Source organism: Paenibacillus sp. cl6col, assembly GCF_900102125.1.
GTDB lineage: Bacteria > Bacillota > Bacilli > Paenibacillales > Paenibacillaceae > Paenibacillus_B > Paenibacillus_B suaedae.
In genome coordinates, this window is the sequence record NZ_FNAZ01000011.1 from 167590 (window position 1) to 191029 (window position 23440).

The window sequence follows — 23440 nt, forward strand, 5'->3', positions numbered from 1 at the left end:
GAACTACTGCGCTTGCGATTTCAATGATCTATTTAGGCGTTCCAACTTGCCGGACAAGCTGCCGTCATACAGATGATCCCGAATGCGGACTTGCAAGCCTCCGATTACGGATGCGTCAACAACGTTATGAACGCGAATCGTCTTGCCTAGTTTCTGACCGAATTCAGCAGCGACAGCTTCCTTCTCCGATTCATCAAGCGGATAAGCGGATGTCACTGTTGCATCCAGGACGCCGAGTGCTTCGCCAGCAATGCGAACATAGCTGTCCGCAATCTCGCGCAGTGCGTCAATGCGCCCACGTTCGATAAGCAGCTGAACCATGTTCAACACGATATCAGATACGTGACCGTCCAGTACTTTGCTAAGTACTGCTGACTTCTCGGCATGACCAATATTCGGCGACGTCAGAATAAGGTACAATTCATGATTGGCTTTCACCAATTCCGCAGTATCTTTCAACTGCTGTTCCGTTTCTGAGACCAGTTGACGCTCCTGAGCAAGTTCGAACAACGCTTTGGCATAACGCTTGGCGATTACGATGTTCTGGCTCATTGTTTGCCTCCTACCTCTTTCAGGTATTGGCCGACCAATTGCTCTTGATCTTTCTCGTCAACTTGCTTCTCCAAGATCTTCGATGCGATTGCAACGGACATGTTGCCCACTTCTTCGCGAAGAGCGGCAACTGCCTTGTTCTTCTCGCTCTCGATATCGCGAGCTGCTTCTTCCTTCAGACGAACAGCCTCGCTCTTCGCGCCGCCGATAATCTCGTCTGCTTGACGAACGCTCGTTTGTTTCGCTTGTTCGATGATGTCATACGCATCTTTGCGCGCTGTAGCAAGAGCTTCCTTCTGTTCTTCTACGTATACTTGTGCCTGTGAACGGCTATTCGCCGCTTCATCCAATTGCTGCTGCACGAGCTCGCGGCGTTTCTCCATCACGTCGAACAATGGTCCGAACGCGTACTTTTGAAGTAAGAAATATAGGATTAAGAAAGCAAGGATCGCCCACACGAAATTTTCCCAAACAAAACTCACTACAGTCACTCCTTTCCGTTAACATGACGTGCTAACAAAACGAAGGCGCGGATGGCATCGGCCTTCCCCGCCAAACCGTTTGTCTATTCATTAAGAAGAAAACATTGCCAAGAACGCGATAACTGTAGCTGCGAGCGGAATAACCTCGACGATACCAACACCGATAAACATTGTCGTTTGCAACATGTTACGAGCTTCTGGTTGACGAGCAATCGACTCAACTGTGCGGCTAACGATCATACCGTTACCAAGACCTGCGCCCAAGGCGCCCAAACCTACTGCAATTGCTGCTGCGATCAAATTCATTAGAAAAGTCCTCCTCAAAATTCATGTATTATTGAATTGCTTTGTTTATATGTCTCACCCGAAGTTGCCATACGAGTATGGGTCTCGGCAGAGTTTGTTAATGTTCTTCATGTACAGATGCCTGCGCGATGTATACCATTGTCAACATCGTGAAGATGAAGGCTTGGAGCGCGCCGATAAATATACTGAAGCCTTGCCATGCCGCGAGGAACGGTAGACCGAATACCCCTGCTCCAATGAGCGTGGATATCAGTACCTCACCCGCGAAGATGTTCGCGTACAACCGGATACCAAGCGCAATTGGCTTCGCCAAGTTCTCCACGATGTTCAATGGAAGGAAGATTGGGAATGGCTCGATATAGTGCTTCAAGTAGTGCTTCCGATTGTTCTTGAGGCCTAGGAAGTTCACGAGAATGAAAACCAAGAACGCCAGACCGAATGTTACGGATACGTCAGCCGTTGGCGACTTATACCACAACAAGTGGACGTGTTCAGGTTTACCCTTAGCTGCAAGCTCATCGAATGCCGCCTGACTAGTTGCTACAATCTCGTGACCGAAGATAGACACCGGATGGTGCGCTTCGGTAATCACTGCGAACGGCAATCCTAGTACGTTAGATACGAAAATAAACAAGATAAGCGTCATCCCTAATGAGATGAATGCCTTCCCCTTCTTCAGCGGCATCGCACTACCGATAATGCCGTGCACGAATTCGACAACCCACTCCAAGAAGTTCTGCATCTTGGAAGGCTTTTCAACCGAAAGATTGCGAACAGCGAGCCGGGCAATAATAAAGGTAATGATTCCGCTAAGAAGTAGCGTGAAGATGATGGACAAATCCAGGTGCAGTCCCATAACCTCGATAATCGGTGCTGAGTGCATAAATGTGTTCACCCCTTTCCAATAGACTGCTTACACTTTCTTTTTGCTTGCCCAAATTATACTAACGAAAATCGACAATAACTGAGTAATGAAAAATCCGACAATTGTCGCCACAAGGGATATGTGCTGTTCGAACTTAATGGCGAACATGACTGCCAAGAGTACAATGCACATCCGAGTTACAAATCCAAAGCTGTACCGCCTCTTCTCTTGACTAGCAGCCATCTCTGCAATCTGTCTAACTTTGATAGACAAATAGTGAGCATAGGCCAGCCCTGCCGCAGTTCCCAGTGTCAGTCCAGCCGTATATATCCGGTATTCCGGCGCTACAGCCCAACCGAGGATGAACGCAGACAACAAGAGGAGCGTTACTCTCGTAACGGCACGAACCATGGAAGCCATATCATTCATTTTGTTCCCCCATGAACTTCTTTACTAAGTAGATGATATTGACGATGCCAAGGCATAGCCCGACGATACTCCCTACTCCTAGCCAGAGCTTGGACCCATTAGACCCATTCGCGATCCACTTCCCCGCGTAAAAGCCTAAGAGTATGTACAAGGCAAGCAAGACACCCGCTCCACTAATAGAGAGGGCGACCAGCCATGGGCGATCGTTACGATTCGACATTTTCATAGCCTATAATTCCCATTCATTTTACTTAAGATTACGAGTCTTTGTCAATTGATAAAAACCGCGTAACAACAAGGATGAAAACGATATACATTCGCTTTCAAGCTTCGAAAATCCGCGTAAACCGTACAGTATCACTGTATGCTGGTGCCTTCCCTCATAGAAGAGTGTCATCTATCAATTTGTGAACTTTGTGTGAAATGGCTCCGGACGCTCTTCTTGAACCCCAAAACTGTGAAGAATCGCACTGACGATCCTTTGGGACGCTTTGCCATCCCCATAAGGGTTTGCAGCCTTGCTCATGCGTGCATATGTCGTTTCGTCCGACAACAGCGCCTTCGCACGCGCGTACACTTTCTCTTCATCCGTGCCGACCAATTCCAGTGTTCCTGCATCAATGCCTTCCGGTCGTTCGGTAGTTTCGCGGAGGACAAGCACAGGAATGCCAAATGACGGTGCTTCCTCCTGAAGACCGCCTGAATCGGTAAGGATGAGGTGCGTGTGCGGATAGAAGTTGTGGAGGTCAACCACATCAAGCGGTTCTATCAGCTTAATGCGCGGGTGATCTCCCAGCATCTCATGAGCCGGTTCACGTACAGCCGGACTTGGATGTACCGGATATACGATAGCGATGTCTTCAAATTCGTCTGCAATACGGCGAACAGCACGGAAAATGTTGCGATGCGGCTCACCTTGTGATTCGCGGCGATGTGCAGTCATCAATACTAGACGTTTGCCTTGCGCCCAATCGAGCACCTCATGCTTGTAGTCAGATCGTACTGTATATTGAAACACATCTGTAACTGTGTTGCCTGTGACAAATATCGATGCATCTTGCTTATTTTCTTTACGCAAATTGCTTGCCGACCAATCGGTAGGCGCAAAGTGCAAATCAGCCAAAACGCCTGTCAATTGGCGATTCATTTCTTCCGGGAACGGAGAAAGCTTATTCCATGTACGAAGTCCCGCTTCAACGTGCCCTACCTTAATCTGTTGCATGAATGCCGCGTAGCTGGCGAGGAACGTCGTCAATGTGTCACCATGTACAAGCACAATATCTGGCTTCGCTTCACGCAATACAGGCTCCAATCCTTGAAGGACACGCACGGAAATATCATTCAGCGTCTGACGCGCCTGCATAATGTCCAGATCATAGTCTGGCTTAATATTGAACACATCGAGCACCTGGTCCAACATCTGACGATGTTGGGCCGTGACGCATACGATGGATTCGATGTGTTCCGGATGCTTCTGTAATTCCAGAATAAGCGGCGCCATCTTAATTGCTTCTGGACGAACACCGAATACCGTCATTACTTTCACTTTGGACATAGTCTTATCCTCCGTCTTTCTTCTTGCATAATAGTCAATACATTATTGGCTCTAAAATCATTTTTTTGACCTCAAAAAGATCGCTTTTCAGCACCGAGAAGGTTGCAAGAACTCGAAGCCGAGCTTCCGAAGCGAGTTTTGCCGAGCAAAACTTGTAAGGAGCAGCAGAGTGCAGACAAAGACTACATGAGCAGCTAAAATGTTTCCGCAGGAAACATACTTCGTAAGCATAAGTTCTTCGAGAGTGAATGCATGATTCGATGCCGAATTGCCTCTTGAGTTGCTTCGTGATCAAAAGCGAATTCTTCTACTTTGTGCCGAACAAGCGGTCGCCGGCGTCACCCAGACCTGGAACAATATAGCCGTGATCGTCCAGACGCTCGTCCAATGCCGCCAAATAAATGTCGATGTCCGGATGTGCTTCTTGAACAGCCTTGACACCTTCCGGCGCTGCAATGAGGCACATCAATTTAATTTGCGTGCAGCTGCGCTTCTTCAGCACGTCAATAGCCGCAATCGCCGATCCGCCTGTAGCAAGCATTGGATCAATAACGATCAATTGACGCTCAGTCACGTCTGTAGGAAGCTTCGTATAGTACTCAACCGGTTGAAGCGTCTCAGGATCGCGGAACAAGCCCACATGTCCGATCTTCGCACCTGGAATCAGCTTTACAACGCCTTCTACCATACCTAGTCCAGCACGCAAAATAGGGATTAGTCCCAGCATGCGGCCAGCGATCATTTTGCTCTCTGTTTCGGCAACTGGCGTTTCGACTGTCACCGTTTGCAATGGCAGTTCACGTGTAATCTCATACGCCATCAAAGTTGCTACTTCGTCCACGAGCTCGCGGAAGTCCTTCGTCGTTGTCTTTTTGTCTCGAATCAATGTCAATTTGTGTTGAATCAGTGGATGATCGCAAATGACCAGTTTACCCATATTTCGTGTCCCTCCGCCTTTTACTCTCGTTGCTTTTAATCTCAATACGTGATGATTTGAACTGATATTCCTACTTTGAACAGCCGTACATGCCAAGCTTATCCGGCTTCATCTAAGCTAAACAGGCTCTATTATAACATTCCGAGCCTATCACTGCACGTTTTGCAGGCACTTTTGAGGTATTTTTCACATTTCCGACAACTCGGTGCAAAAGGATCACACTGTACTATTTCTAAGCATGTTGAAGACAGCTTATACATGGTCATGCAGCAAACATCGGAAATTGTCGAGATTCTACTCTGCTGAGGCTCTCGCATACTACCTAGGCATCCTATACTGAAATCGAGAGTTCTCCCTGCCTATTTACGCAAAAAAGAGCAGGTGATCATCTTCAAGAGTGATTACCTGCTCTGTCCATTAAATATGCAATAAAAGAGTCCTACCCGCCAAAAGGGCGTATCTTCCTACCTAATTAATATTTCAATGTAGAGTACAACGGGAACTGAGCTGTCAGATCGCTGACCATACCGCGTGCTTTGTTCAATACAGCCTCATCCTGTGGCTGCTTCAATGTCATAGCAATGACTTGGCCAATAACGCGCATTGCTGCTTCATCCATGCCTCGGGATGTCGCCGCTGGTGTTCCGATACGAATACCGCTCGTTATGAACGGACTTGTCGGATCGAATGGAATGGCGTTCTTGTTCACGGTAATGCCAACGGAATCCAATACTTTCTCCGCATCTTTACCCGTGATATTGATATTGCGCGTATCGATCAGCATCAGATGATTATCTGTACCGCCAGATACAATACTCAAACCTTCCTCAACCAGCGTACTCGCCAATACTTGCGCGTTCTTGATCACTTGCTCAGCATACTGCTTGAACGATGGCTGCAGTGCTTCGCCCAATGCAACAGCCTTAGAAGCCACCACATGCATAAGCGGGCCGCCTTGTGTGCCTGGGAATACAGCCTTGTCGATCGCTTGCGCCCAAGCTTGACGGCACATAATCATACCTCCGCGCGGACCGCGCAGTGTCTTATGTGTTGTCGTCGTAACGAAATGAGCGTGCGGTACTGGGCTTGGATGAAGTCCTGCGGCAACCAATCCTGCGATATGCGCCATGTCTACCATGAACAGAGCGCCTACATCGTTCGCAATTTGGCCAAGTACTTCAAAATCGATAATACGTGGATAAGCGCTTGCGCCTGCCACGATCATTTTCGGACGATGCTTGAATGCTGCCTTGCGCACTTTATCATAATCAATACGGAACGTATCTTCTTCCACACCGTAAGCCACAAAGTTGTACAGCAAACCAGATGCATTCACAGGGCTTCCGTGAGTCAAGTGTCCACCATGCGCCAAATCCATGCCAAGCACGGTATCTCCTGGCTTCAATGCTGCCAAGTACACAGCCATGTTCGCTTGCGCACCGGAGTGCGGCTGTACATTGACATGCTCAGCGCCGAAGAGTTCCTTCGCACGGTTGCGGGCAATATCCTCAACAATATCCACGTGCTCGCAGCCGCCATAGTAGCGTTTGCCTGGATAACCTTCCGCGTATTTGTTCGTCAGAACCGTCCCCATCGCTTCCATAACCGCCTCACTGACGATGTTTTCAGAAGCAATCAGCTCGATATTGTTGCGCTGACGCTGCAACTCCAAGTCCATTGCTTTCAACACTTCAGGATCTGCTTGTCGTAAATGATCTACCATTGGCATAGCCCTCCCACATTTTCATTCCCTTATTGCAATGTATGACAACGCATCTGCGTTAAGGTTCTATCGTAGCAGTAATAAAAGTGCAACAGCGGCTCTCCCGCCCCACTGCAAATAATTGTGAACAGCCCGCATTCAAACACTGCTCCTATTCACATGAAGACAATCCATCCTCAGTTGGAAGCTGATAGACTGCCCGCTCCCCGCCTATAAGCTTCGGCCGCGTCTTCGCCATATTGACACGCGCCTTGCCAATATATCGCACTTCTGTACGCAGAGGAACAGCTACCCGGCGCAAATGCATGCCAATAAGCGTCTCGCCGATATCGATGCCAGCATGGGCACATATCTCTTCTGCGAGACATGCATCAGTCAGCTGGCGATACGCATAAGCGGCCATCGATCCGCCCGCCTTCCGAACCGGAACTGCCGATACTTCCAGCAGCCGGAGCCGCTCCAATGTGCGGCGTTCAACAACAAGTGCGCGGTTCAAATGCTCACAGCATTGGAATGCAATCTCGAGGCCATAGCTTGAGCGGAGCACGTCGAGACCGGCAAATATCGCCTGCGCGGTATCCGTTGCGCCCGAAGTTCCAATGCGCGCACCTGCCACCTCGCTTGTACTGCAGCCAATGACGACTAGCTGCCCAGGCTTGAGCCCTGCCTCGCGAACGAGGGCATGTGCAGCTGCCTCTGCTTGCTCGCGAACCTGCCCCATTTTCAAGAATGACGATGCTGGCCCTTGATGTTCGTTCTTCTCGATCTCATTCATACTGCCCATTCACCTCCACTCGCTACGCTTGCGAGTGATATTTATGTTCTACGTCCGCGACCTTGCGAAGACGTCCAATATGGCGCTCTCCTTGGCTGAATTCTGTACCCAGCCATACGCGTACAATCTCTTCAGCAAGTCCAGTTCCAATGACACGCTCACCCATAGCAAGTACATTCGTATCATTGTGCTCTCTCGTTGCCTTAGCAGAGAATAAATCATGAACAAGCCCGCAGCGGACGCCTGGCACCTTATTCGCTGCGATGGACATCCCAATCCCGGTACCACATATGAGCACGCCTCGATCTGCTTCGCCTGAGGCAACCATCTCTGCAACAGGTACCGCATAATCCGGATAATCTACTGATGTTGTACAATCGCAGCCTACATCAATGACGTCATGACCAAGCTCCTTGATGACTTGTACAATCCCTTCCTTAAGTCGTACGCCAGCATGGTCTGCACCAATGGCAATTTTCATTGTCGTACCCTCCATCCGTTGTCTTCAATTGTGCTCTCCGTCCATGTTACCATGCTCGGTATGCTACGGGTCTATTATAACGAATTTCCCGCATATTAGACGAGCCAATTGCACGTTACTCCCAGTGTAACATGTCTCATTGATTGAAAAAAAGAGCATAGCACGGCTCTCTATCCGTACACTGCTCTTCTGCCCAGGCGACCGGCCGTATGCTCCGATGCTCCACCGTGGTTCCCCACTTCCGTCGCCAGTTACATCGGATCCTCTCCATATAGAACGATCATAATGGATGTCGCAACCAATTGCAACCGTTATTTTCCTGCCCACTCATACACAGCATCCTACTGCTGCATTTGGCAGTGCCATAAACCCAACACTTAAACCGTCTATGGCTGAAGCTTATCAAGCAACCTAGTCAGCGCAGCCTGAATCTCCGCCGCTGTCATCCGATACTGCTCCAAAGAACCGCCATACGGGTCTGCCACATCCTGATTCGGCATAAGCCGCTGCAATTCAGCAAGCTGTACCAGCTCTTCTTCCGTTGGAGCTTGTCCCATAGCAAGCTTCAATTGAAGATCCGCAACCAATGATTGCAGCTGTTGATATTGCTCCTGCTCTGAATCCGAATTGCTCACATATTCCTTAAGCGCAAATGTCTTGCTCGTTGCACCCGGGAACTGTTGAAGCACATGACGCTTGTGGCTAGTCGTCAATGTCAATATAAGATCTGCCCAATGCACACGCTCTTCATCCAGTGCAGCCGATCGAAAATCTCGATGATTGGCAATATTCTGCTCCTCCAGTACAGTAGAAGCGTGCTGTGACATCGCTGTGCCGTCCCATGCTGCTACACCTGCTGACTGAACATGAATGTCCAAGCCGCGTTCCTCTGCCATATGCTTCAGCATAGCCTCTGCGATTGGACTTCGGCATGTATTGCCTGTACATACAAATAAAATGCGTATCATATGACCCCCTCCCTTCATACCATGAAACCTATCTATAGGGTCGCGCATCTTCATCAATCTCATTCCTGCTTGCTTTGACTTCGCTCCAAAGCTTAAAAAGCTTAGAAAGGCAGCAAAAACAATACCCCAAAGGTAAGCAGGATCGCCCCACCTGCAGCCTCCCCGTACTCACCGAAATGCTTGCCTGCGTGGTGGCCAAGCAGTAAGCCAAAGATCGACATTGCACCGCCAAACAATCCAAAGGCAATGATCGTCATCAACAAATCAGAGCCGAACATGCCGAGCGATATTCCAACGGAAAAGGAGTCTACACTCACACTAAGTGCGAACAGCAGCATCCCCCATACCGTTGAAGTATTAATCATTTGCGAGGATTCACCCTTCAACGAGCTGTATATCATATGCCCCCCTAGCATAATAAGAAGGCCTCCCGCTGCCCATGTGGTTACTTCACCGAGCAGCATGCTCATATACATGCCTGTTGCAACACCCGCCAGCGGCATCAGTACATGGAACAATGCGATAACCCCGCTAATGCGAACTGCATCTCTTCGCCGTACCCCTCTCATACCGATACCTAGACACAGTGAAAAGGCATCTGAGCCCAATGCTGCCGCCATCAAAAAAATCGTGATCCATTGGCCGATTGGCGCTGCCGTTTCCCACATTGCCCCCACTCCTCGTCCCATAGCGTCTGTATCCAACGTATGCGGACAAGGATAGTTTCATGACAAGCAGCAAAGAGATAACAAGGCTTGTCTCTTATAAGCTACATTACCCAAACAAGGTTCATTCACACCAAATGATACGATGACCTGCTGCCTTCATCATACGGTTCATCACTGCAAGACCGATGCCTTCTGTAGTGCAAGCTTCTGCCAGTATATAAGTTGCGCCCGCTTCATCGAAATGCCGCAGGGCATCATATAGCAGTGCGGCTGCCTCTTCCAATACATGCACACTGCCAATCGTTGCTACAATATCAGCTCGGTATTGTTCTGCATGCTCTGCGAAGGCAAGTACACCCGTTGTCTCCCCACGCTGCTGCGCTTCATGCAGCATACGCTGAATGCATTCGGTCACTTGTTCCGCAGACTCCCCCTGCACGATATGCAGCTGACCTTGGGGAGCATAGTGGGTATATTTCATTCCAGGTGAGCGAGGCGCGTTCATCTGGATGTCATTCGCTTGCCCCATATGCCCCGAAGCAGCTTGAAGAGATACCGACTCCTCGCTAATCATGCCGCTCGCTGCTGCCGAAGGATCTGCTTCCTTGTTCACCAGCGGCGTAGACAAGGAATCTCGATCCCCCAGCGCAGATTCTGTAGTTGGTGGAACCTGTGCATGGATCATTCCCCCATTGGGATCGACCGCTGGATCAATCGTTACCTCGGAGGCCACCTCTTGCAGCATCGCTGTTGTTATCCCACCCGGGCGGAGGACATGCACACGACTGCCTATTAATTCTACAACAGTAGACTCTACCCCTACGCCTGTCGCACCGCCATCGACAATACCGTCGATAAGACCGTCCAAATCCTCCCGTACATGCTCCGCACGCGTCGGACTAGGACGTCCTGAACGGTTGGCGCTTGGAGCTGCCACGGGACATCCAGAAGCACGTATAAGAGCCAAAGCTGTATCGTGACCCGGCATCCGTACACCAACCGTATCCAGTCCCGCCGTCACGCGAGGGGATACAGCCCCCATTCGCACCGGCAGCACGATCGTCAACGGACCCGGCCAAAAGCGTTCCATAAGACGAGCAGCGATATCACTATAAGGCAGGACAAGCTCATCAAGCTGATTCCGTTCAGCAATATGAACGATTAGCGGGTTGTCGGATGGACGCCCCTTGGCAGCAAATATACGTTCAACTGCCTTCGTATCACGGGCATCCGCGCCAAGCCCATATACCGTCTCCGTTGGAAAGGCAACGGTGCCTCCGGCAGCTAGAATTGCCGCCCCCTCTGTTATTCCATGCTGCTGTTCAAGCGGCATATGTTCGTCTACCGACCACCACTTCGTGTGCAAACGTTGAGCGCTTCCTTCCGTCACGGTAGTCGCGCTGTCCTTCTGTTCCCGTTCATGTCGAGTATTCATTGAGTACATCCCTTACTTCGATATAGAGTGTATGCTCTCCCGCCCCGATGCCGACATCGACAATAAAAAAAGAAAAGGCGGAAGCAACGCAAGAAAGATGCCAAAGGAGCTTCGGCATCTTCATAAATTGAAGTTTCACACGTATTCGTACTTAATTCAAATCTATAAATAACTGTTGCTTATTTTAGTTGTACCATAATGACGGCAACACGTCCAGACGAGTGGAAGGCACACCTAGTGCATACAATTACTCGATTAGATTACCCAAATATTGCACTGAAAATGGAACCAATCAAACGAAACAATGCCTCTAGAGCCTCCCACAGGAAGAACTTCACTTCTGTCTCGCCTGATTCCATCGCGGCATTGGCTTGAGCCTTCCCGTCTGCAGCCTGAGCATCTCCCTCAGCTGATAGAGCGCCCTTGTCTTGTTCTCCACTCTTAGATGGCGCAGATGACTTGGACCTCGCATCACCAGCTTGTGCTTGAGCCGTACTCCCATCGACGAAGCAGAGCGGCGGGAACAGGACACACCACCAATTCTGTCCGCTTCCCTCGCCTAATGTAACAAGCAATGCTTCATACATCCCGGCAGGATATACTTCGCCTCCATACCACTTGGCCGGGAAGGATACTTCTCCAAGCTTCACCTTGACTCCATACGCCAGTCCTTTTTCGTTTAACACTTGCTCTGCCGTCTGCTTCAGTTCGTCCAAATGCCCTGCTATCAGCTCGCGTGCCTTTTCACGAGTATCCGGCTTCTCTTCTGTCTTAAGCCAGCCGTTAATCTGCTCCACAATCCGATCCCGAACCATGCGCTTCACACGCTGATCGTTATCAACGTCTGAGTTGGCCAATATTCGCAGCCGAATCGCATCCTCGGGAATATGATCCTGCTTCTCTATCTTTTGCTTCTGAATATTTTGATTATCAATGGCCTCCGCATGGCCATTTTCCCAACGCATCAAAGCTCCCGCTGCCAGTACGGCAATCGCGAGACCGAGTACGAACACGCGTAAGTTCATGTTCATCCTGCTCCTTGTGAGGTTGGGCGCGCCTCTTGTCTATCAGTATGTCCGTGAGCAGGATCCTTAAACCTATCAATAGTGGTTTTTTTGATAGATAGATAGATTCGTCAGAGTCTTAGGTGAAACTGGTGGTTATCAAACGGCCTATGAACCGATATCCAACTTTTGAATGCATAAAAAAGGACTGTCCTAGTCGCAGATACGTTCTGCGTCATGGAACAGTCCTTATAGAGTTAAATTTCTTCTAAGCGTCGAACACCAATCACATGGCGCTCAATACCAGCTAGGTCAGGCACAATGATCAACTTCTCATCATAACCTGCTTGCGCGAGCATTGCCGCCACATCTTGCGCTTGTCCTTGACCCACTTCAAAGCCAATCATACGTGGAGCCTTGCCAAGCTCGGACAACATGGTGACAAGCCGTCGATACGGATCCAATCCATCCGCTCCACCATCCAGCGCCGTACGCGGCTCATAGTCGCGCACCTCACGCATCAGATCCGCGATATCACCAGCCGGAATATAAGGTGGATTGGATACGAGAATGTCCAATTCACTACCAGCGAACGGCGCCAGCAGATCCCCCTGTTTCCACGACATCTGCTCTGCAACGCCAAGCCGCCCCGCATTTCGCTTCGCGACAGCAAGCGCCGCTGGCGAGATATCGCCAGCCGTGATATGCCAATGTGGACGCTCATGTGCCAATGTACAAGCAATTGCACCGCTGCCGGTACCAATATCCACAACATGAAGTGATTCATCTTGCGACCAGATCCGGTCAGCTTCAGTCAGAATTGCCTCCACGAGGAGCTCTGTCTCCGGCCTTGGGATAAGCACATCCGACGTCACTTCGAACGGCAAACCATAGAAGTAAGCATCCCCAATAATATATTGGGTCGGCTCACCCGCAGATCGCCGTGTCACTGCCGATTCAAAAGCATGGATTGCATTCTCAGGCATCAGCTCTGTCAATGCAACCAAGTAAGCGACTCGCTCCATACCCAGCACATGCCGCAGCAGCAGTTCGGCATGATGTGCAGCATCATCGACTCCATTCTCTGCTAAAAAAGAAGAAGCCTGCACCCAGGCTTCTCTTATTGTTGCAGGCCATGCGAGGCGATATGGAGCTCTGTCTGCCGCATTTAGCCGACTACGCTCCTCATTCCGTCCGCAAGGCTCACTCATGCTTGATTCTCCCTTTCCAGCAGCTCCGCTTGTTCAGTCAGCGTAAGCGTTTGGATGAGTTCCTCTACATCGCCGTTCATAATTTGATCAAGCTTATGCAGAGTCAAGCCGATACGATGATCTGTCACACGGCTCTGCGGATAGTTGTACGTCCGAATCCGTTCACTGCGATCACCCGTTCCGACCTTACTTTTGCGTTCGCCAGCGTACTTGGCTTCTTCCTCTTGACGCTTAATTTCATAGATGCGTGCACGCAAGACTTGCAATGCCTTCGCCTTATTATCGTTCTGAGACTTCCCGTCCTGACACGTAGCCATGATCCCTGTCGGAATATGTGTAACACGTACCGCCGATTTCGTTGTGTTGACGGACTGACCGCCCGCACCAGAAGAGCAGAATGTATCAACACGGATATCTTTATCGAATATTTCGACTTCTACTTCATCTACCTCTGGCATTACAGCTACAGTCGAAGTTGACGTATGAATACGTCCGCCTGATTCAGTTGCCGGTATGCGTTGAACGCGGTGCGCGCCGCTCTCATACTTCAGCTTGCTGTAAGCACCCTTACCGGATACCGAGAAGATAACTTCTTTGAATCCGCCCAGATCGCTCATGTTCGCTTCCATCAGCTCTGTACGCCATCCTTGTGAATCCGCATAGCGCGTGTACATGCGGTATAAATCAGCAGCGAAGAGCGCAGCTTCATCACCGCCTGCCGCACCGCGAATTTCCACGATCACGTTCTTGTCATCATTCGGATCCTTTGGCAGCAGCAAAATACGAATACGTTCCTCAAGTTCCGTTTGACGCGCACTCAGTTCCTCGATTTCCATCTTCACCATTTCGCGCATCTCATCGTCAAGCTTCTCTTGCATCATTACCTTCGCCGCATCCAGTTCGCTAAGTACATTTTTAAATTCCATAAATGCTTCATAAGCTGGCTGCAGATCGGATTGCTCCTTCGAATACTCACGAAGCTTCTTCGGCTCGTTCGCCACATCCGGGTCACATAGCAATTCACTCAACTTCTCATAGCGATCCGCAAGGGATTGCAGTCTATCTAACATCATACACGCTCACCTCTCTTCTCCAATTCGATACTACCACGTATATTCATGAACCTTGATTTGCGCAATCATGGTTCGTGCTTCAATAAATGAATGATTACGGCATTCCACCATAACCATTTCCGCAACCATTCCCTCGCTCAACCTGCATTACAATGCGCAGATGATCTCACTGCATTAGCTAAGCAAGCGAAGAAGCAGAAGCGCTATACGTTGAAGCGGAAATGCATAACATCGCCGTCTTGAACAACGTATTCCTTACCTTCCAATCTTAGCTTACCCTGTTCCTTCACCGCATTCATAGAACCGCCAGCAACTAGATCATTATAAGAGACCACTTCGGCACGAATGAAGCCGCGCTCAAAGTCGGAGTGGATAACACCTGCCGCTTGCGGGGCCTTCATCCCTTTGCGAATCGTCCAAGCGCGTACTTCTTGTACACCAGCAGTAAAGTACGTATACAGACCAAGCAAGCGATAGGCTGCCTTAATCAAGCGGTTCAGACCGGACTCATCCAGTCCAAGCTCTTCAAGGAACATCTCCTTATCTTCGCCCTCAAGCTCAGCAATTTCTGCTTCTACCTTTGCGCTAATCGGCACAACTTCCGCATTCTCAGCTGCGGCAAAGTCACGTACCTGCTGTACATATGGATTGCTATCCGCATCCTTCACGCCATCTTCGCTTACGTTCGCCGCATACAATACTGGCTTCATCGTGAGCAAGTGCATGTCGCGTACAAGCACCTTTTCTTCGTCGCTCAGTTCCAAGCTGCGTGCTGGCTTATCATTGTACAACGCCTCTTTCAAGCGCTCCAATACAGCAGCCTCTGCCGCATACTTCTTGTCGCCGCTCTTCATGTTCTTCTTTGTGCGATCAAGACGCTTCTCAACCGATTCCAAATCCGCCAGAACGAGCTCCAAATTGATCGTTTGAATATCGCTAACTGGGTCAACCTTTCCGTCAACATGCGTAATATTTTCGTCTTCGAAGCAGCGCACAACGTGTACGATTGCATCTACTTCACGAATGTGAGCCAAGAACTTGTTCCCAAGCCCTTCGCCTTTGCTCGCACCACGTACCAGACCGGCAATATCAACAAATTCAAACGCTGTTGGAACTGTACGGTTTGGAACAACCAACTCAGTCAACTTATCCAAGCGCTCATCTGGAACCTCTACCACGCCGACATTTGGATCGATCGTACAAAACGGATAGTTCGCCGATTCAGCCCCTGCTTGTGTAATCGCATTGAACAACGTCGATTTGCCAACGTTAGGCAGCCCAACAATACCTGCTTTTAATGCCATTTATAAGTACAACTCCTTAGACCGTATATTTGAATAACCATTGTTTCGAACATTACCTTACTATCATAAACCTAGTCTATCAATTATGTTTCATGTATCGTTAAGATGCGTGTAAAAAACACGCAAAAATTCCTTAACCATTATAACCAACAACGCAAAAAAAACCTAGTCATCGACTAGATTTTTTCCGTATTGTCAACTTTTGCTCACTTCAGGAGAGCAGAAAAGCCAGTAGAGGATTCTGCGATCTTAGCAATTTTTATTGTTCGGAATAATAAATCCTTACTCAAGAGCTGCTTGTCTGAAGCCAAGTACGTATCCATCCACTTGCAGCCAGATCTTAATTTTTTTGGAGGTAGCGTTGTCTGATATTTATCTATGTCAACCGTTTCCTTTACCTTGCCTTGGCTCTCCTCGGATAAGGAGACTGTGCACCGAACATACTATTGCTGTAGCTGGATCCAACATTCAATTTCCATCATTTTTGAGTAAAGTGAGGGGCACAACTATGGAGAATAAATCGCATCGTGGCAATTATAAAGGCACTACGGCAATGAAAGCGAAAAATCAAGATATGGCGTTCGTAAATGACACCATTGAAGGAGCAAAATCCGTAACACCTTTCTCCGAGAAAAAGAAAAAGACGGACTAGTTCCGTCTTGCCAGCTTCAATGTCCAATTGTGTATTCACATCATAACTTGTCCAATCGATCTACCTGCGTTTCACCGAAAGTAGGCTTAACCTAGCAAGGGTTCTCTTATGTGATGAATCGATACAGCGAACGAATCGTCATACCCGCTCCGTAGCGTTCTGCATTCGGCATATCGACTTGATTTTGCAAGCATACCTTAATGACACGTGCAGCTGCAGGATGGATCGATACCGTTCCATCTTCCTGCTTCTGCATAACGCTACCGTCTTGACCTGGCGTCTGGAATAAAGAATACAGCATCCCATCTGCAACAAGCATCGGGCTGTTCCAGTTCCATTGCAGCCACTCCTCATCCCACTGAACCGTTGACTCACCTATCTCCCATACTACCTGCCGTGAGCGGCGCTGATGAGCAGATATCGTCTTCTCCAGTGCTTCTTTCCAAAAAGCAGCTCGTTCGTCCAAGGTTGTCCCCTTACTTAAGGAGCGACATGCAGCTTGCGCACATACCGACGCAATAGCGCCGTCCGCCCACGGAAACTGAATGCGATCCATACGAGGCAGCGTACACCCCGATATGAGCTTGCTCATCTCCAGAAGACCGAGTGACTCAGGAGCGGTAACAGCTACGCATACAGCGCGAATCGCTTCGTGAAGCTCATCGTCTTGATGCTGTCCGAACGCTATGGATGGGTTGAATGGCTTACCGATACGGTGCCGATAATCTGCCAACGCAAGCAAGCCATTAAGGCGCACACGTGCTGTAAGGCCATGGAAGGAAGCCTCCTGCAGCGTATCCTCAACAGCCTCATCTGTCCATTGGAGCAAATGCAGCACATAAATCACCTGCACTGCTGTTCGATCATCTTCGTGAATGAGAGACGTCCAATCTGCATAGCGCTCGCGAAGTACGTGAAGCCAGTTCTGCTCCACCTGAAAGGCAATATCTCTAGTCTCCGCATCATCAGCATGTCGATATCGAGAGGGTGTCACCCCAAATGGGAGATGGCTGTCCATCACCGTTCGCAGTACTTGCGCAATCCCATTCAAGATGGATGCCTTCGCAACCGACTTATATCGTACGGTCAAAATATCCAAGAGCGGCTCGATTAGCGCACTAGTTGCTTCATGGACATCATGCTCCATGCACAGCTGCTCGAATAATGCTTGAGCCGCCTCCGCCGATTGCTCCATCGATCCGTTCTCCATGACACAGAGCAATTCCGGCACATTGTCTTCTGAGCCGAACGAATATACCGATCCTGCCCCATTAGCCAAGCCCATTTTCTCTACGCCTCCATAAGCCGCCCGAGTACAGGGGCTGTGGTTTTAATTTCCATTATATCATCTCATGTCAACTTTGGAATGGTTTTATCGAAATATGTCGAAAAAAAGAATACAATAGCCGAAACAGCCCGCAGCCGTGCAAGTGTATGTTAAGAAATCATATTCAAAGATGATTCAAATCATCACTGAATGGTGAATGATAAGTAGCATGACATTCTCCCCCTTTAGATGAATAGGCAATACAAAACAACGCCCCGGAAGGCTCATCCAGCCATCTGGGGCGTTGTTCGGCATTTCTAATTTAGACCAAGCCGATCGACGACAAGAAAATCAATATTATGAGCACAGGAGCTATAATACGCATCGTGAACAGCCATATACTTCTCCACACGGGAGACAGACCCGTCTCTTCTCCGGACTGCTTCCATGCGTATCCGACAAGCAGCGTTACGAACAAACCGCCCAGTGGCAGCATTACATTCGAGGTCAGGAAATCAATCCATTGGAAGAAGTTACGGCCGCCCAGCGTCGCTCCCTCCAGAACCCCTCCTGCTGCCAGCGTGCACGGAAGACCGATGATGTACATGGCAGCAATCACATAAAAGGTTGCCTTGCCACGCCCCAAGTGGTAGCGGCGCATGATATAGGCTACAGGCACTTCCGCAAGGGCCAAGCAAGACGTAACCGCAGCAATTGCCAGGAGCAAGAAGAACAAGCCGCCGAACAATGCACCATAAGGCATCGAGGCGAATGCTGCAGGGAGAGCAACGAAGACAAGTCCCGGCCCTGAATCCGGTTCAATTCCAAATGTAAATATCGTTGGGAAGATGATCAACCCTGCAATAAGCGCATAGATTAAATCACCCGCTCCTACTGCGACAGTCGCAAGCGGTAGCGATTGATGCTTGTCTACGTATGCACCATACGTCAGCATGGCCCCCATACCAAGCGACAAGGAGAAAAATGCAAGCCCCAATGCCATCAGTGCGGAATGGAAGGTCAACTGTGAGAAGTCAGGCTTCAGGAAATAAGAGATTCCTTCAGCAGCGCCGTCCAGCGTAAGCGTACGCACCATCATAACCAATAAAATGATGAGCAGGCCCGGAATAACAATCTTATTGAACTTCTCAATACCACCAGATATCCCTCTGGCAATGATGAATCCGGTTAAGGCAAACACGACAATTTGCCAGACAATCGGCATCATCCCTCCGGTGAAGAGCTTGAAGTGTTCCGCATAATCGCCGCTTTGGAACAAGATTCCGGATACCGACTCAACTGCATAATGGAGCGTCCATCCCGCAATCGTGCTGTAATACGTCATAATCAGGAAGGCAGCCAATACGGCGATGAAGCCCAGTACGCCCCATCCTCTTTTACGTGATAAAGTGGTGAAAGCAGAGACTGCGTCACCGCGTCCGCCACGTCCAACAGCCAGCTCGCCAAGCAATACTGGCAAGCCAACAATTAAGAGACAGGCGATGAATAATAGGAAGAATGCTCCTCCTCCATTTTGCCCCGTAACGTATGGGAACTTCCACATGTTGCCCAACCCGACTGAACTGCCGATAGCGGCCAATATAAATCCTGCAGAGCTGAATTGCTCCGACTTATTTCCCTTCTGAGGATCTTGCTTTGATTGCTTATTTGACATAAATGGGTATGCCACTCCTTCTTTCCTGCTGTATTTTCTAGGGTGCCCCAAGGACTGAGATAAACTCCATTTTATTCAAAAATGCGCTCCGAATCGAATGTAATATTTCTCAAATCCTCCAACCTACTTCAAGCATACCAATCTCCATGCAGCATCCATATGAAAAAAGGCACCCCTTGTGCTGCGTGAGCAGCCAAAGAGCGCCTTAGATCGAGCTATTCACATCCATGCAGCCAAGAGTGGCTCTTACTTAATTCCTGAGTGCATGAAGCTGCTAATAAATTTGCGCTGGAACAGTAAAAATCCAAGAATCAGCGGCCCTACAACAAGCAATGTTGCTGCACTTACTTCTGCCCACTGCGCCCCCGTCTCGAAAGACTGAGCAAACATAGCAAGCCCTACAGTAAGCGGACGATTCTCTACGGAGTTCGTCACAATCAGTGGCCACAGGAAGTTATTCCACTGATAGCTGACCGATACAACCGCAAATGAGATATATACAGGCGCAGACAACGGCACGAAGATGCGCCACAAAATGCCCAGGCGAGAGCAGCCTTCCACCATCGCTGCTTCCTCCAATTCAAGCGGCAGCTGCTTAAATGTCTGGCGGAGCAGAAATATCCCGAATGCTGATGCGAAGTATGGTAGCATGATGCCCAGCTTCGTATCTAGCAAACCAAACTCCTTCAATACATGGTAGTTCGAGAAAATAAGAACATCCGCTGGTACCATAAGTTGTACCAAGAACAGCATAAATACAGCGTCTTTCCCGAAGAAGCGCAGGCGTGCAAATGCGTAAGCAGCCAGTGTTAGGCTGAGAAGCTGCGCAAGTAGCACTCCTCCTGCAATCGTGAAGGTGTTCAAATAATACTGGGCAAATGGAGCACCTTCCCATACCTTTGCAAAGTTAGCTAACGTCCACTCCCATGACCAGAATGAATTCATGCCCGCATCCTTGGGACGGAACGCCGTCCATAACATCCAGATGAGCGGTACAAACCATACGACGCTGACCACGAGCATAATCGCATGCCAGAGCCACTGCTTCATCCGTCGCTTCGTCCGTTCGATCTTCAAGGCTCGATCCGATAAAGGCGGCCTACGGCCTACGGCGCCTGTACTAAATTCTGTGTTGATCCCAACTGATTTGTCCATAAGGCGCCTCCTTTATTGATAATGGATTTTGCGATCCCAGCCGAAAAATTGTAGTGATGATAGTACCAAGAGCAGTGCGATCATAATGACAGTCATGGTCGCCGCCATTCCTTGATCGTAGAAGCTGAAGGCTGTGTCATAAATGTGATACAGAAGCAGGCTGCTCGCATTGTCTGGACCACCCTTGGTCATAATCCACAAATGATCCACAAGCTTGAATGCATTCGTCAGCGCTACAACTGCTACAAACAGCGTAGTAGGCATCGTCAATGGGATTGTAATCCGTGTCGTTACCTTCCAAGTACCAATGCCGTCTACCGAGGCCGATTCATATAAGTCCTTCGGAATATTCTGAAGTCCGGCCAAGTAGAAGATCATGAAGTATCCTGCTTCCTTCCATATCATCATGACGATCATAGCCCACATGACCGTATCGGGATGCCCCAACATATTCATGTCCGCCGACTGTCCAACCCACTTCGCCAGTTGAGCCAACAAACCATACTGAGGTGTGTATATAAACAGCCAAATATTCGCTACCGCGATCATTGGAATCATATTCGGATAGAAAAATGCCACACGAGAGAATGAACGTCCCGCTAGTGCCTTATCAGCGAACAGCGCCATAATGAAAGCAAGCGCCATGGAAGTAGGCACTGTGCCAATCGCAAACCATATATTATTGCTGAATACTTTCTGGAATACAGGGTCTTGGAACAGTGCGGTAAAATTATCAAGCCCTACAAATATCGGCTCTGGTGTAGCCAGGTCGGATTGATACATACTGAGCCAGGCTGTCTTCAGCATTGGATAATAGGTGAAGAGCATGAGGAACAACAGGGACGGGAGCAGCAGCGCCCATGCCAATGTATTGCGGGATAGACGTTCTTTCCATTTGGCGGTCATCATCCTGACCTCCTTCTCCAATGAATTCTAGTAAGTTCATGATGTATATAAATCGGCAGGGCTTAGGCCCTGCCGATACAGCACGCACATAAGGCATGCGATTGCATCTTGAGCGTGTATTACTTGTTGAACGGCTTCAGTGCGCGATCAGCCTCTTCCTGCGCCTTCTTCAATGCAGATGCCGGATCCGTCGTGCCTGTCAGCACCGCTTGCACTTGATCCGTCAATGCTTTGGAGACTTTACCATTGTTGTGCGTAGACAATTCCGCGTAAGCGTGCTCCAATTGATCGCGTGCAACAACTGCTTGCGGGAAATCAGCTGCATATTTCTTCATCACATCTGTGTCGTATGCTGACTTGCGAACGCCAACATAGCCTGTATCAATACTCCATTGAGCAGCTTGCTCCGGCTCTGTCATGAACTTGATGAATTCCCAGGCTGCTGCTTGTTTCTTCGGATCAATGTCCTTGAAGATATACAAGTTGCCGCCGCCTGTAGGTGAACCGTACTGCTTGTTCATCGGCAGGAATGCAACACCGAAGTCAAATTTAGCGTTATTCTTCACATTCGTCAGGTTGCCCGTAGTATGAATCATCATAGCAGTCTTCTGCTCTAAGAAGTCTGTAGGAACTGTTGCCCATTCTACAATACCTTCCGGCATTACCTTGTGCTTCTTCGACAGGTCTTGCCAATACTGCAATGCTTCTACATTCTCTGGTGTATCGAAGAATACTTTCTTGCCGTCTTGGGACATAAGGTTGCCTTTCGGATCAGCCATGTTCTGCAGGGAGAACAGTTGGAACATCCAATAAGCAAATCCGGATCCTGGCACCTCGATGCCTTGGCGACCGTCTTTTTTCAGCTTGGTTGCATATTCTGTAAGCTCAGCCCAAGTCTTCGGCGGTTGATCCGGGTTCAGGCCAACTTCTTTGAAAGCATCCTTGTTGTAATAAAGAACGATAGTACTGCGTTGGAAAGGGATACTGTATGTCTTGTTCTCAACTTGCGAATTTGCCATGAAAGCCGGGTAGAAATCATCAAGGAAACCGTTGCCTTCCTTCGCGATAAAGTCATCAAGCGGAAGGATTGCATTCGTATCCAGCATGCTGAACAGTTCCGTAGACAGCATAACCGCTACATCCGGCGGCTGCTTGGCTTGGATGCCAGCCTGAATCTTCGTCGTCGTATCTGCATAGCTGCCTGTATAAACTGGCTTCACTGTGATGTTCGGGTGCTTCGCGGTGAACTTCGCCGTCATACCCTCAACCACTTTCGTCAGTGGACCACCAACTGCGATAGGAAAATAGAATGTTAATTCCACATTCTCATCCTTCGATGTGGTTGCGTTATCGGCTGGAGCTGTTGTCGCCCCCTCCTGCGTCGCACCTTTCTCTGGCGTCTGTGTTCCTCCTGCTGTCCCTGACTGACCACAGCCGACCAGCAGCGTAAAGCACATAAACAGAAGTAGCATCCACTTAGAGCGCATTTGCATATCCCGTGTTCTCCCCTTTTTCAATATCGTCCTTATTGAGATGGTATGTCTCACACCACCCTTTCATACCATAACCTTGCTCTAGCAAGAGAGTGTTAATTCCATATAAATGTTTTGTTAATGATAGATTCTCAAGTAGATTCCTACGATTCCATTGATTCCATGATCCGGTATCAAAAAAAAGAAAACACCCTCCCAGGTGTCCCAGATAGTTGGTCAAGACCCCATTTAGTGGACATAGAAAAAACACCTAAGCAGCAAGCTGTCGTCGGTACTCTACTGGCGGCAGCTTCTTTAGCTTTCTTTGTGGTCGATTATGATTATAAAAATGAATATATTCTTCAATTCGCCTTTGTGCCTCGTCCAAACTTCGGATATGATAAGGATAGAGCCCTTCCGTTTTGAGATGCGAGAAGAAGCTCTCCATAGAGGCATTATCGTAACAATTGCCTTTCCGAGACATGCTGATTTGGGCGCCAACCTTCGGCAGCATGTCATGGTAAGCGTAGGACGTGTATTGGAAC

Annotated in this window: 25 protein-coding genes and 1 riboswitch; of the genes, 1 reads left to right on the forward strand and 24 read right to left on the reverse strand. The window is 49.0% G+C overall.

The features are described from left to right. Positions 1 to 3 precede the first annotated feature (3 nt). From BLS15_RS24205 to ychF, 18 genes are all read right to left on the reverse strand, one after another. The gene (locus BLS15_RS24205; RefSeq protein WP_028533392.1) at positions 4 to 552 is read right to left on the reverse strand and encodes a F0F1 ATP synthase subunit delta; all 549 of its coding nucleotides are present in this window, start codon (positions 550 to 552) and stop codon (positions 4 to 6) included. After that, a complete protein-coding gene (gene atpF / locus BLS15_RS24210; protein ID WP_005544831.1) occupies positions 549 to 1034 on the reverse strand; it encodes a F0F1 ATP synthase subunit B in 486 nt (161 codons plus the stop codon). The genes BLS15_RS24205 and atpF overlap by 4 nt, the downstream gene beginning before the upstream one ends. 90 nt (positions 1035 to 1124) lie before the next feature. Continuing rightward, the gene (gene atpE / locus BLS15_RS24215; RefSeq protein WP_021258908.1) at positions 1125 to 1340 is read right to left on the reverse strand and encodes a F0F1 ATP synthase subunit C; all 216 of its coding nucleotides are present in this window, start codon (positions 1338 to 1340) and stop codon (positions 1125 to 1127) included. A 97-nt stretch (positions 1341 to 1437) separates the two neighbouring features. Beyond that, positions 1438 to 2223 carry a F0F1 ATP synthase subunit A gene (gene atpB, locus BLS15_RS24220; RefSeq protein ID WP_028533391.1) on the reverse strand — a complete coding sequence of 262 codons (786 nt, stop codon included), beginning with the start codon at positions 2221 to 2223 and terminating at the stop codon, positions 1438 to 1440. A 30-nt stretch (positions 2224 to 2253) separates the two neighbouring features. Next, positions 2254 to 2634, reverse strand: coding sequence for an ATP synthase subunit I (locus BLS15_RS24225; protein ID WP_021257179.1), 381 nt, complete (start codon positions 2632 to 2634; stop codon positions 2254 to 2256). Next, on the reverse strand, positions 2627 to 2860 hold the full coding sequence (locus BLS15_RS24230) for an AtpZ/AtpI family protein (RefSeq protein ID WP_021257180.1): 234 nt from the start codon (positions 2858 to 2860) through the stop codon (positions 2627 to 2629). The genes BLS15_RS24225 and BLS15_RS24230 overlap by 8 nt, the downstream gene beginning before the upstream one ends. Positions 2861 to 3034: 174 nt before the next feature. Beyond that, positions 3035 to 4189, reverse strand: a complete 1155-nt coding sequence (gene wecB, locus BLS15_RS24235) for a non-hydrolyzing UDP-N-acetylglucosamine 2-epimerase (protein ID WP_021257181.1) — start codon at positions 4187 to 4189, stop codon at positions 3035 to 3037. Positions 4190 to 4496: 307 nt separating this feature from the next. Further along, positions 4497 to 5126 carry a uracil phosphoribosyltransferase gene (gene upp, locus BLS15_RS24240; RefSeq protein ID WP_005544846.1) on the reverse strand — a complete coding sequence of 210 codons (630 nt, stop codon included), beginning with the start codon at positions 5124 to 5126 and terminating at the stop codon, positions 4497 to 4499. Positions 5127 to 5598: 472 nt separating this feature from the next. Next, positions 5599 to 6849 carry a serine hydroxymethyltransferase gene (gene glyA / locus BLS15_RS24245; protein ID WP_021257182.1) on the reverse strand — a complete coding sequence of 417 codons (1251 nt, stop codon included), beginning with the start codon at positions 6847 to 6849 and terminating at the stop codon, positions 5599 to 5601. Positions 6850 to 7000: 151 nt separating this feature from the next. Beyond that, the gene (locus BLS15_RS24250) at positions 7001 to 7570 is read right to left on the reverse strand and encodes a TIGR01440 family protein (RefSeq protein WP_036592722.1); all 570 of its coding nucleotides are present in this window, start codon (positions 7568 to 7570) and stop codon (positions 7001 to 7003) included. Between the two features lie 76 nt (positions 7571 to 7646). Further along, on the reverse strand, positions 7647 to 8105 hold the full coding sequence (rpiB, locus tag BLS15_RS24255) for a ribose 5-phosphate isomerase B (RefSeq protein WP_090514181.1): 459 nt from the start codon (positions 8103 to 8105) through the stop codon (positions 7647 to 7649). Between the two features lie 184 nt (positions 8106 to 8289). Beyond that, positions 8290 to 8370, reverse strand: a riboswitch (ZMP/ZTP riboswitch). 121 nt (positions 8371 to 8491) lie between these two features. Next, positions 8492 to 9073, reverse strand: a complete 582-nt coding sequence (locus BLS15_RS24260; RefSeq protein WP_175460831.1) for a low molecular weight protein arginine phosphatase — start codon at positions 9071 to 9073, stop codon at positions 8492 to 8494. Positions 9074 to 9174: 101 nt separating this feature from the next. After that, a complete protein-coding gene (locus BLS15_RS24265; protein WP_021257186.1) occupies positions 9175 to 9741 on the reverse strand; it encodes a manganese efflux pump MntP in 567 nt (188 codons plus the stop codon). Positions 9742 to 9862: 121 nt separating this feature from the next. Next, a complete protein-coding gene (locus BLS15_RS24270; RefSeq protein ID WP_028533388.1) occupies positions 9863 to 11185 on the reverse strand; it encodes an L-threonylcarbamoyladenylate synthase in 1323 nt (440 codons plus the stop codon). A gap of 251 nt (positions 11186 to 11436) precedes the next feature. Beyond that, a complete protein-coding gene (gene spoIIR / locus BLS15_RS24275) occupies positions 11437 to 12201 on the reverse strand; it encodes a stage II sporulation protein R (protein WP_021257188.1) in 765 nt (254 codons plus the stop codon). Positions 12202 to 12437: 236 nt separating this feature from the next. After that, a complete protein-coding gene (prmC, locus tag BLS15_RS24280) occupies positions 12438 to 13391 on the reverse strand; it encodes a peptide chain release factor N(5)-glutamine methyltransferase (protein ID WP_021257189.1) in 954 nt (317 codons plus the stop codon). Continuing rightward, positions 13388 to 14461 carry a peptide chain release factor 1 gene (gene prfA, locus BLS15_RS24285; RefSeq protein WP_021257190.1) on the reverse strand — a complete coding sequence of 358 codons (1074 nt, stop codon included), beginning with the start codon at positions 14459 to 14461 and terminating at the stop codon, positions 13388 to 13390. The genes prmC and prfA overlap by 4 nt, the downstream gene beginning before the upstream one ends. 206 nt (positions 14462 to 14667) lie before the next feature. Continuing rightward, on the reverse strand, positions 14668 to 15768 hold the full coding sequence (ychF, locus tag BLS15_RS24290; protein ID WP_021257191.1) for a redox-regulated ATPase YchF: 1101 nt from the start codon (positions 15766 to 15768) through the stop codon (positions 14668 to 14670). 508 nt (positions 15769 to 16276) lie between these two features. On the opposite strand from ychF, the gene BLS15_RS29150 reads away from it, so the two are divergent. Then, positions 16277 to 16420 carry a hypothetical protein gene (locus BLS15_RS29150; RefSeq protein ID WP_021257192.1) on the forward strand — a complete coding sequence of 48 codons (144 nt, stop codon included), beginning with the start codon at positions 16277 to 16279 and terminating at the stop codon, positions 16418 to 16420. 106 nt (positions 16421 to 16526) lie between these two features. Here the strand turns inward: BLS15_RS29150 and BLS15_RS24295 are convergent, their stop codons facing one another. The 6 genes from BLS15_RS24295 to BLS15_RS24320 all read right to left on the reverse strand — a co-directional run. Then, positions 16527 to 17705, reverse strand: coding sequence for a hypothetical protein (locus tag BLS15_RS24295; protein WP_090514184.1), 1179 nt, complete (start codon positions 17703 to 17705; stop codon positions 16527 to 16529). A 304-nt stretch (positions 17706 to 18009) separates the two neighbouring features. Further along, positions 18010 to 19362, reverse strand: coding sequence for a sodium-dependent transporter (locus BLS15_RS24300; protein ID WP_021257194.1), 1353 nt, complete (start codon positions 19360 to 19362; stop codon positions 18010 to 18012). A 246-nt stretch (positions 19363 to 19608) separates the two neighbouring features. Further along, the gene (locus BLS15_RS24305) at positions 19609 to 20412 is read right to left on the reverse strand and encodes a carbohydrate ABC transporter permease (protein ID WP_028533386.1); all 804 of its coding nucleotides are present in this window, start codon (positions 20410 to 20412) and stop codon (positions 19609 to 19611) included. Between the two features lie 117 nt (positions 20413 to 20529). Further along, positions 20530 to 21423, reverse strand: a complete 894-nt coding sequence (locus tag BLS15_RS24310; RefSeq protein ID WP_028533385.1) for a carbohydrate ABC transporter permease — start codon at positions 21421 to 21423, stop codon at positions 20530 to 20532. Between the two features lie 119 nt (positions 21424 to 21542). Then, on the reverse strand, positions 21543 to 22916 hold the full coding sequence (locus tag BLS15_RS24315) for an ABC transporter substrate-binding protein (protein WP_028533384.1): 1374 nt from the start codon (positions 22914 to 22916) through the stop codon (positions 21543 to 21545). Between the two features lie 250 nt (positions 22917 to 23166). Then, positions 23167 to 23440, reverse strand: a 274-nt coding sequence (locus tag BLS15_RS24320; RefSeq protein WP_139170718.1) for an integrase core domain-containing protein, incomplete at its 5' end; no start/stop codon positions are given.

Bases quoted from the DNA above. Each gene is read 5' to 3' on its own strand.
- BLS15_RS24205 (WP_028533392.1), bottom strand. From the start codon at position 552: ATGAGCCAGAACATCGTAATCGCCAAGCGTTATGCCAAAGCGTTGTTC.
- atpE (WP_021258908.1), bottom strand. From the start codon at position 1,340: ATGAATTTGATCGCAGCAGCAATTGCAGTAGGTTTGGGCGCCTTGGGC.
- atpB (WP_028533391.1), bottom strand. From the start codon at position 2,223: ATGCACTCAGCACCGATTATCGAGGTTATGGGACTGCACCTGGATTTG.
- BLS15_RS24225 (WP_021257179.1), bottom strand. From the start codon at position 2,634: ATGAATGATATGGCTTCCATGGTTCGTGCCGTTACGAGAGTAACGCTC.
- BLS15_RS24230 (WP_021257180.1), bottom strand. From the start codon at position 2,860: ATGAAAATGTCGAATCGTAACGATCGCCCATGGCTGGTCGCCCTCTCT.
- wecB (WP_021257181.1), bottom strand. From the start codon at position 4,189: ATGTCCAAAGTGAAAGTAATGACGGTATTCGGTGTTCGTCCAGAAGCA.
- upp (WP_005544846.1), bottom strand. From the start codon at position 5,126: ATGGGTAAACTGGTCATTTGCGATCATCCACTGATTCAACACAAATTG.
- glyA (WP_021257182.1), bottom strand. From the start codon at position 6,849: ATGGTAGATCATTTACGACAAGCAGATCCTGAAGTGTTGAAAGCAATG.
- BLS15_RS24250 (WP_036592722.1), bottom strand. From the start codon at position 7,570: ATGGGGCAGGTTCGCGAGCAAGCAGAGGCAGCTGCACATGCCCTCGTT.
- rpiB (WP_090514181.1), bottom strand. From the start codon at position 8,105: ATGAAAATTGCCATTGGTGCAGACCATGCTGGCGTACGACTTAAGGAA.
- BLS15_RS24260 (WP_175460831.1), bottom strand. From the start codon at position 9,073: ATGATACGCATTTTATTTGTATGTACAGGCAATACATGCCGAAGTCCA.
- BLS15_RS24265 (WP_021257186.1), bottom strand. From the start codon at position 9,741: ATGTGGGAAACGGCAGCGCCAATCGGCCAATGGATCACGATTTTTTTG.
- BLS15_RS24270 (WP_028533388.1), bottom strand. From the start codon at position 11,185: ATGTACTCAATGAATACTCGACATGAACGGGAACAGAAGGACAGCGCG.
- spoIIR (WP_021257188.1), bottom strand. From the start codon at position 12,201: ATGAACTTACGCGTGTTCGTACTCGGTCTCGCGATTGCCGTACTGGCA.
- prmC (WP_021257189.1), bottom strand. From the start codon at position 13,391: ATGAGTGAGCCTTGCGGACGGAATGAGGAGCGTAGTCGGCTAAATGCG.
- prfA (WP_021257190.1), bottom strand. From the start codon at position 14,461: ATGTTAGATAGACTGCAATCCCTTGCGGATCGCTATGAGAAGTTGAGT.
- ychF (WP_021257191.1), bottom strand. From the start codon at position 15,768: ATGGCATTAAAAGCAGGTATTGTTGGGCTGCCTAACGTTGGCAAATCG.
- BLS15_RS29150 (WP_021257192.1), top strand. From the start codon at position 16,277: ATGGAGAATAAATCGCATCGTGGCAATTATAAAGGCACTACGGCAATG.
- BLS15_RS24295 (WP_090514184.1), bottom strand. From the start codon at position 17,705: ATGGGCTTGGCTAATGGGGCAGGATCGGTATATTCGTTCGGCTCAGAA.
- BLS15_RS24300 (WP_021257194.1), bottom strand. From the start codon at position 19,362: ATGTCAAATAAGCAATCAAAGCAAGATCCTCAGAAGGGAAATAAGTCG.
- BLS15_RS24305 (WP_028533386.1), bottom strand. From the start codon at position 20,412: ATGAAGCAGTGGCTCTGGCATGCGATTATGCTCGTGGTCAGCGTCGTA.
- BLS15_RS24310 (WP_028533385.1), bottom strand. From the start codon at position 21,423: ATGACCGCCAAATGGAAAGAACGTCTATCCCGCAATACATTGGCATGG.
- BLS15_RS24315 (WP_028533384.1), bottom strand. From the start codon at position 22,916: ATGCAAATGCGCTCTAAGTGGATGCTACTTCTGTTTATGTGCTTTACG.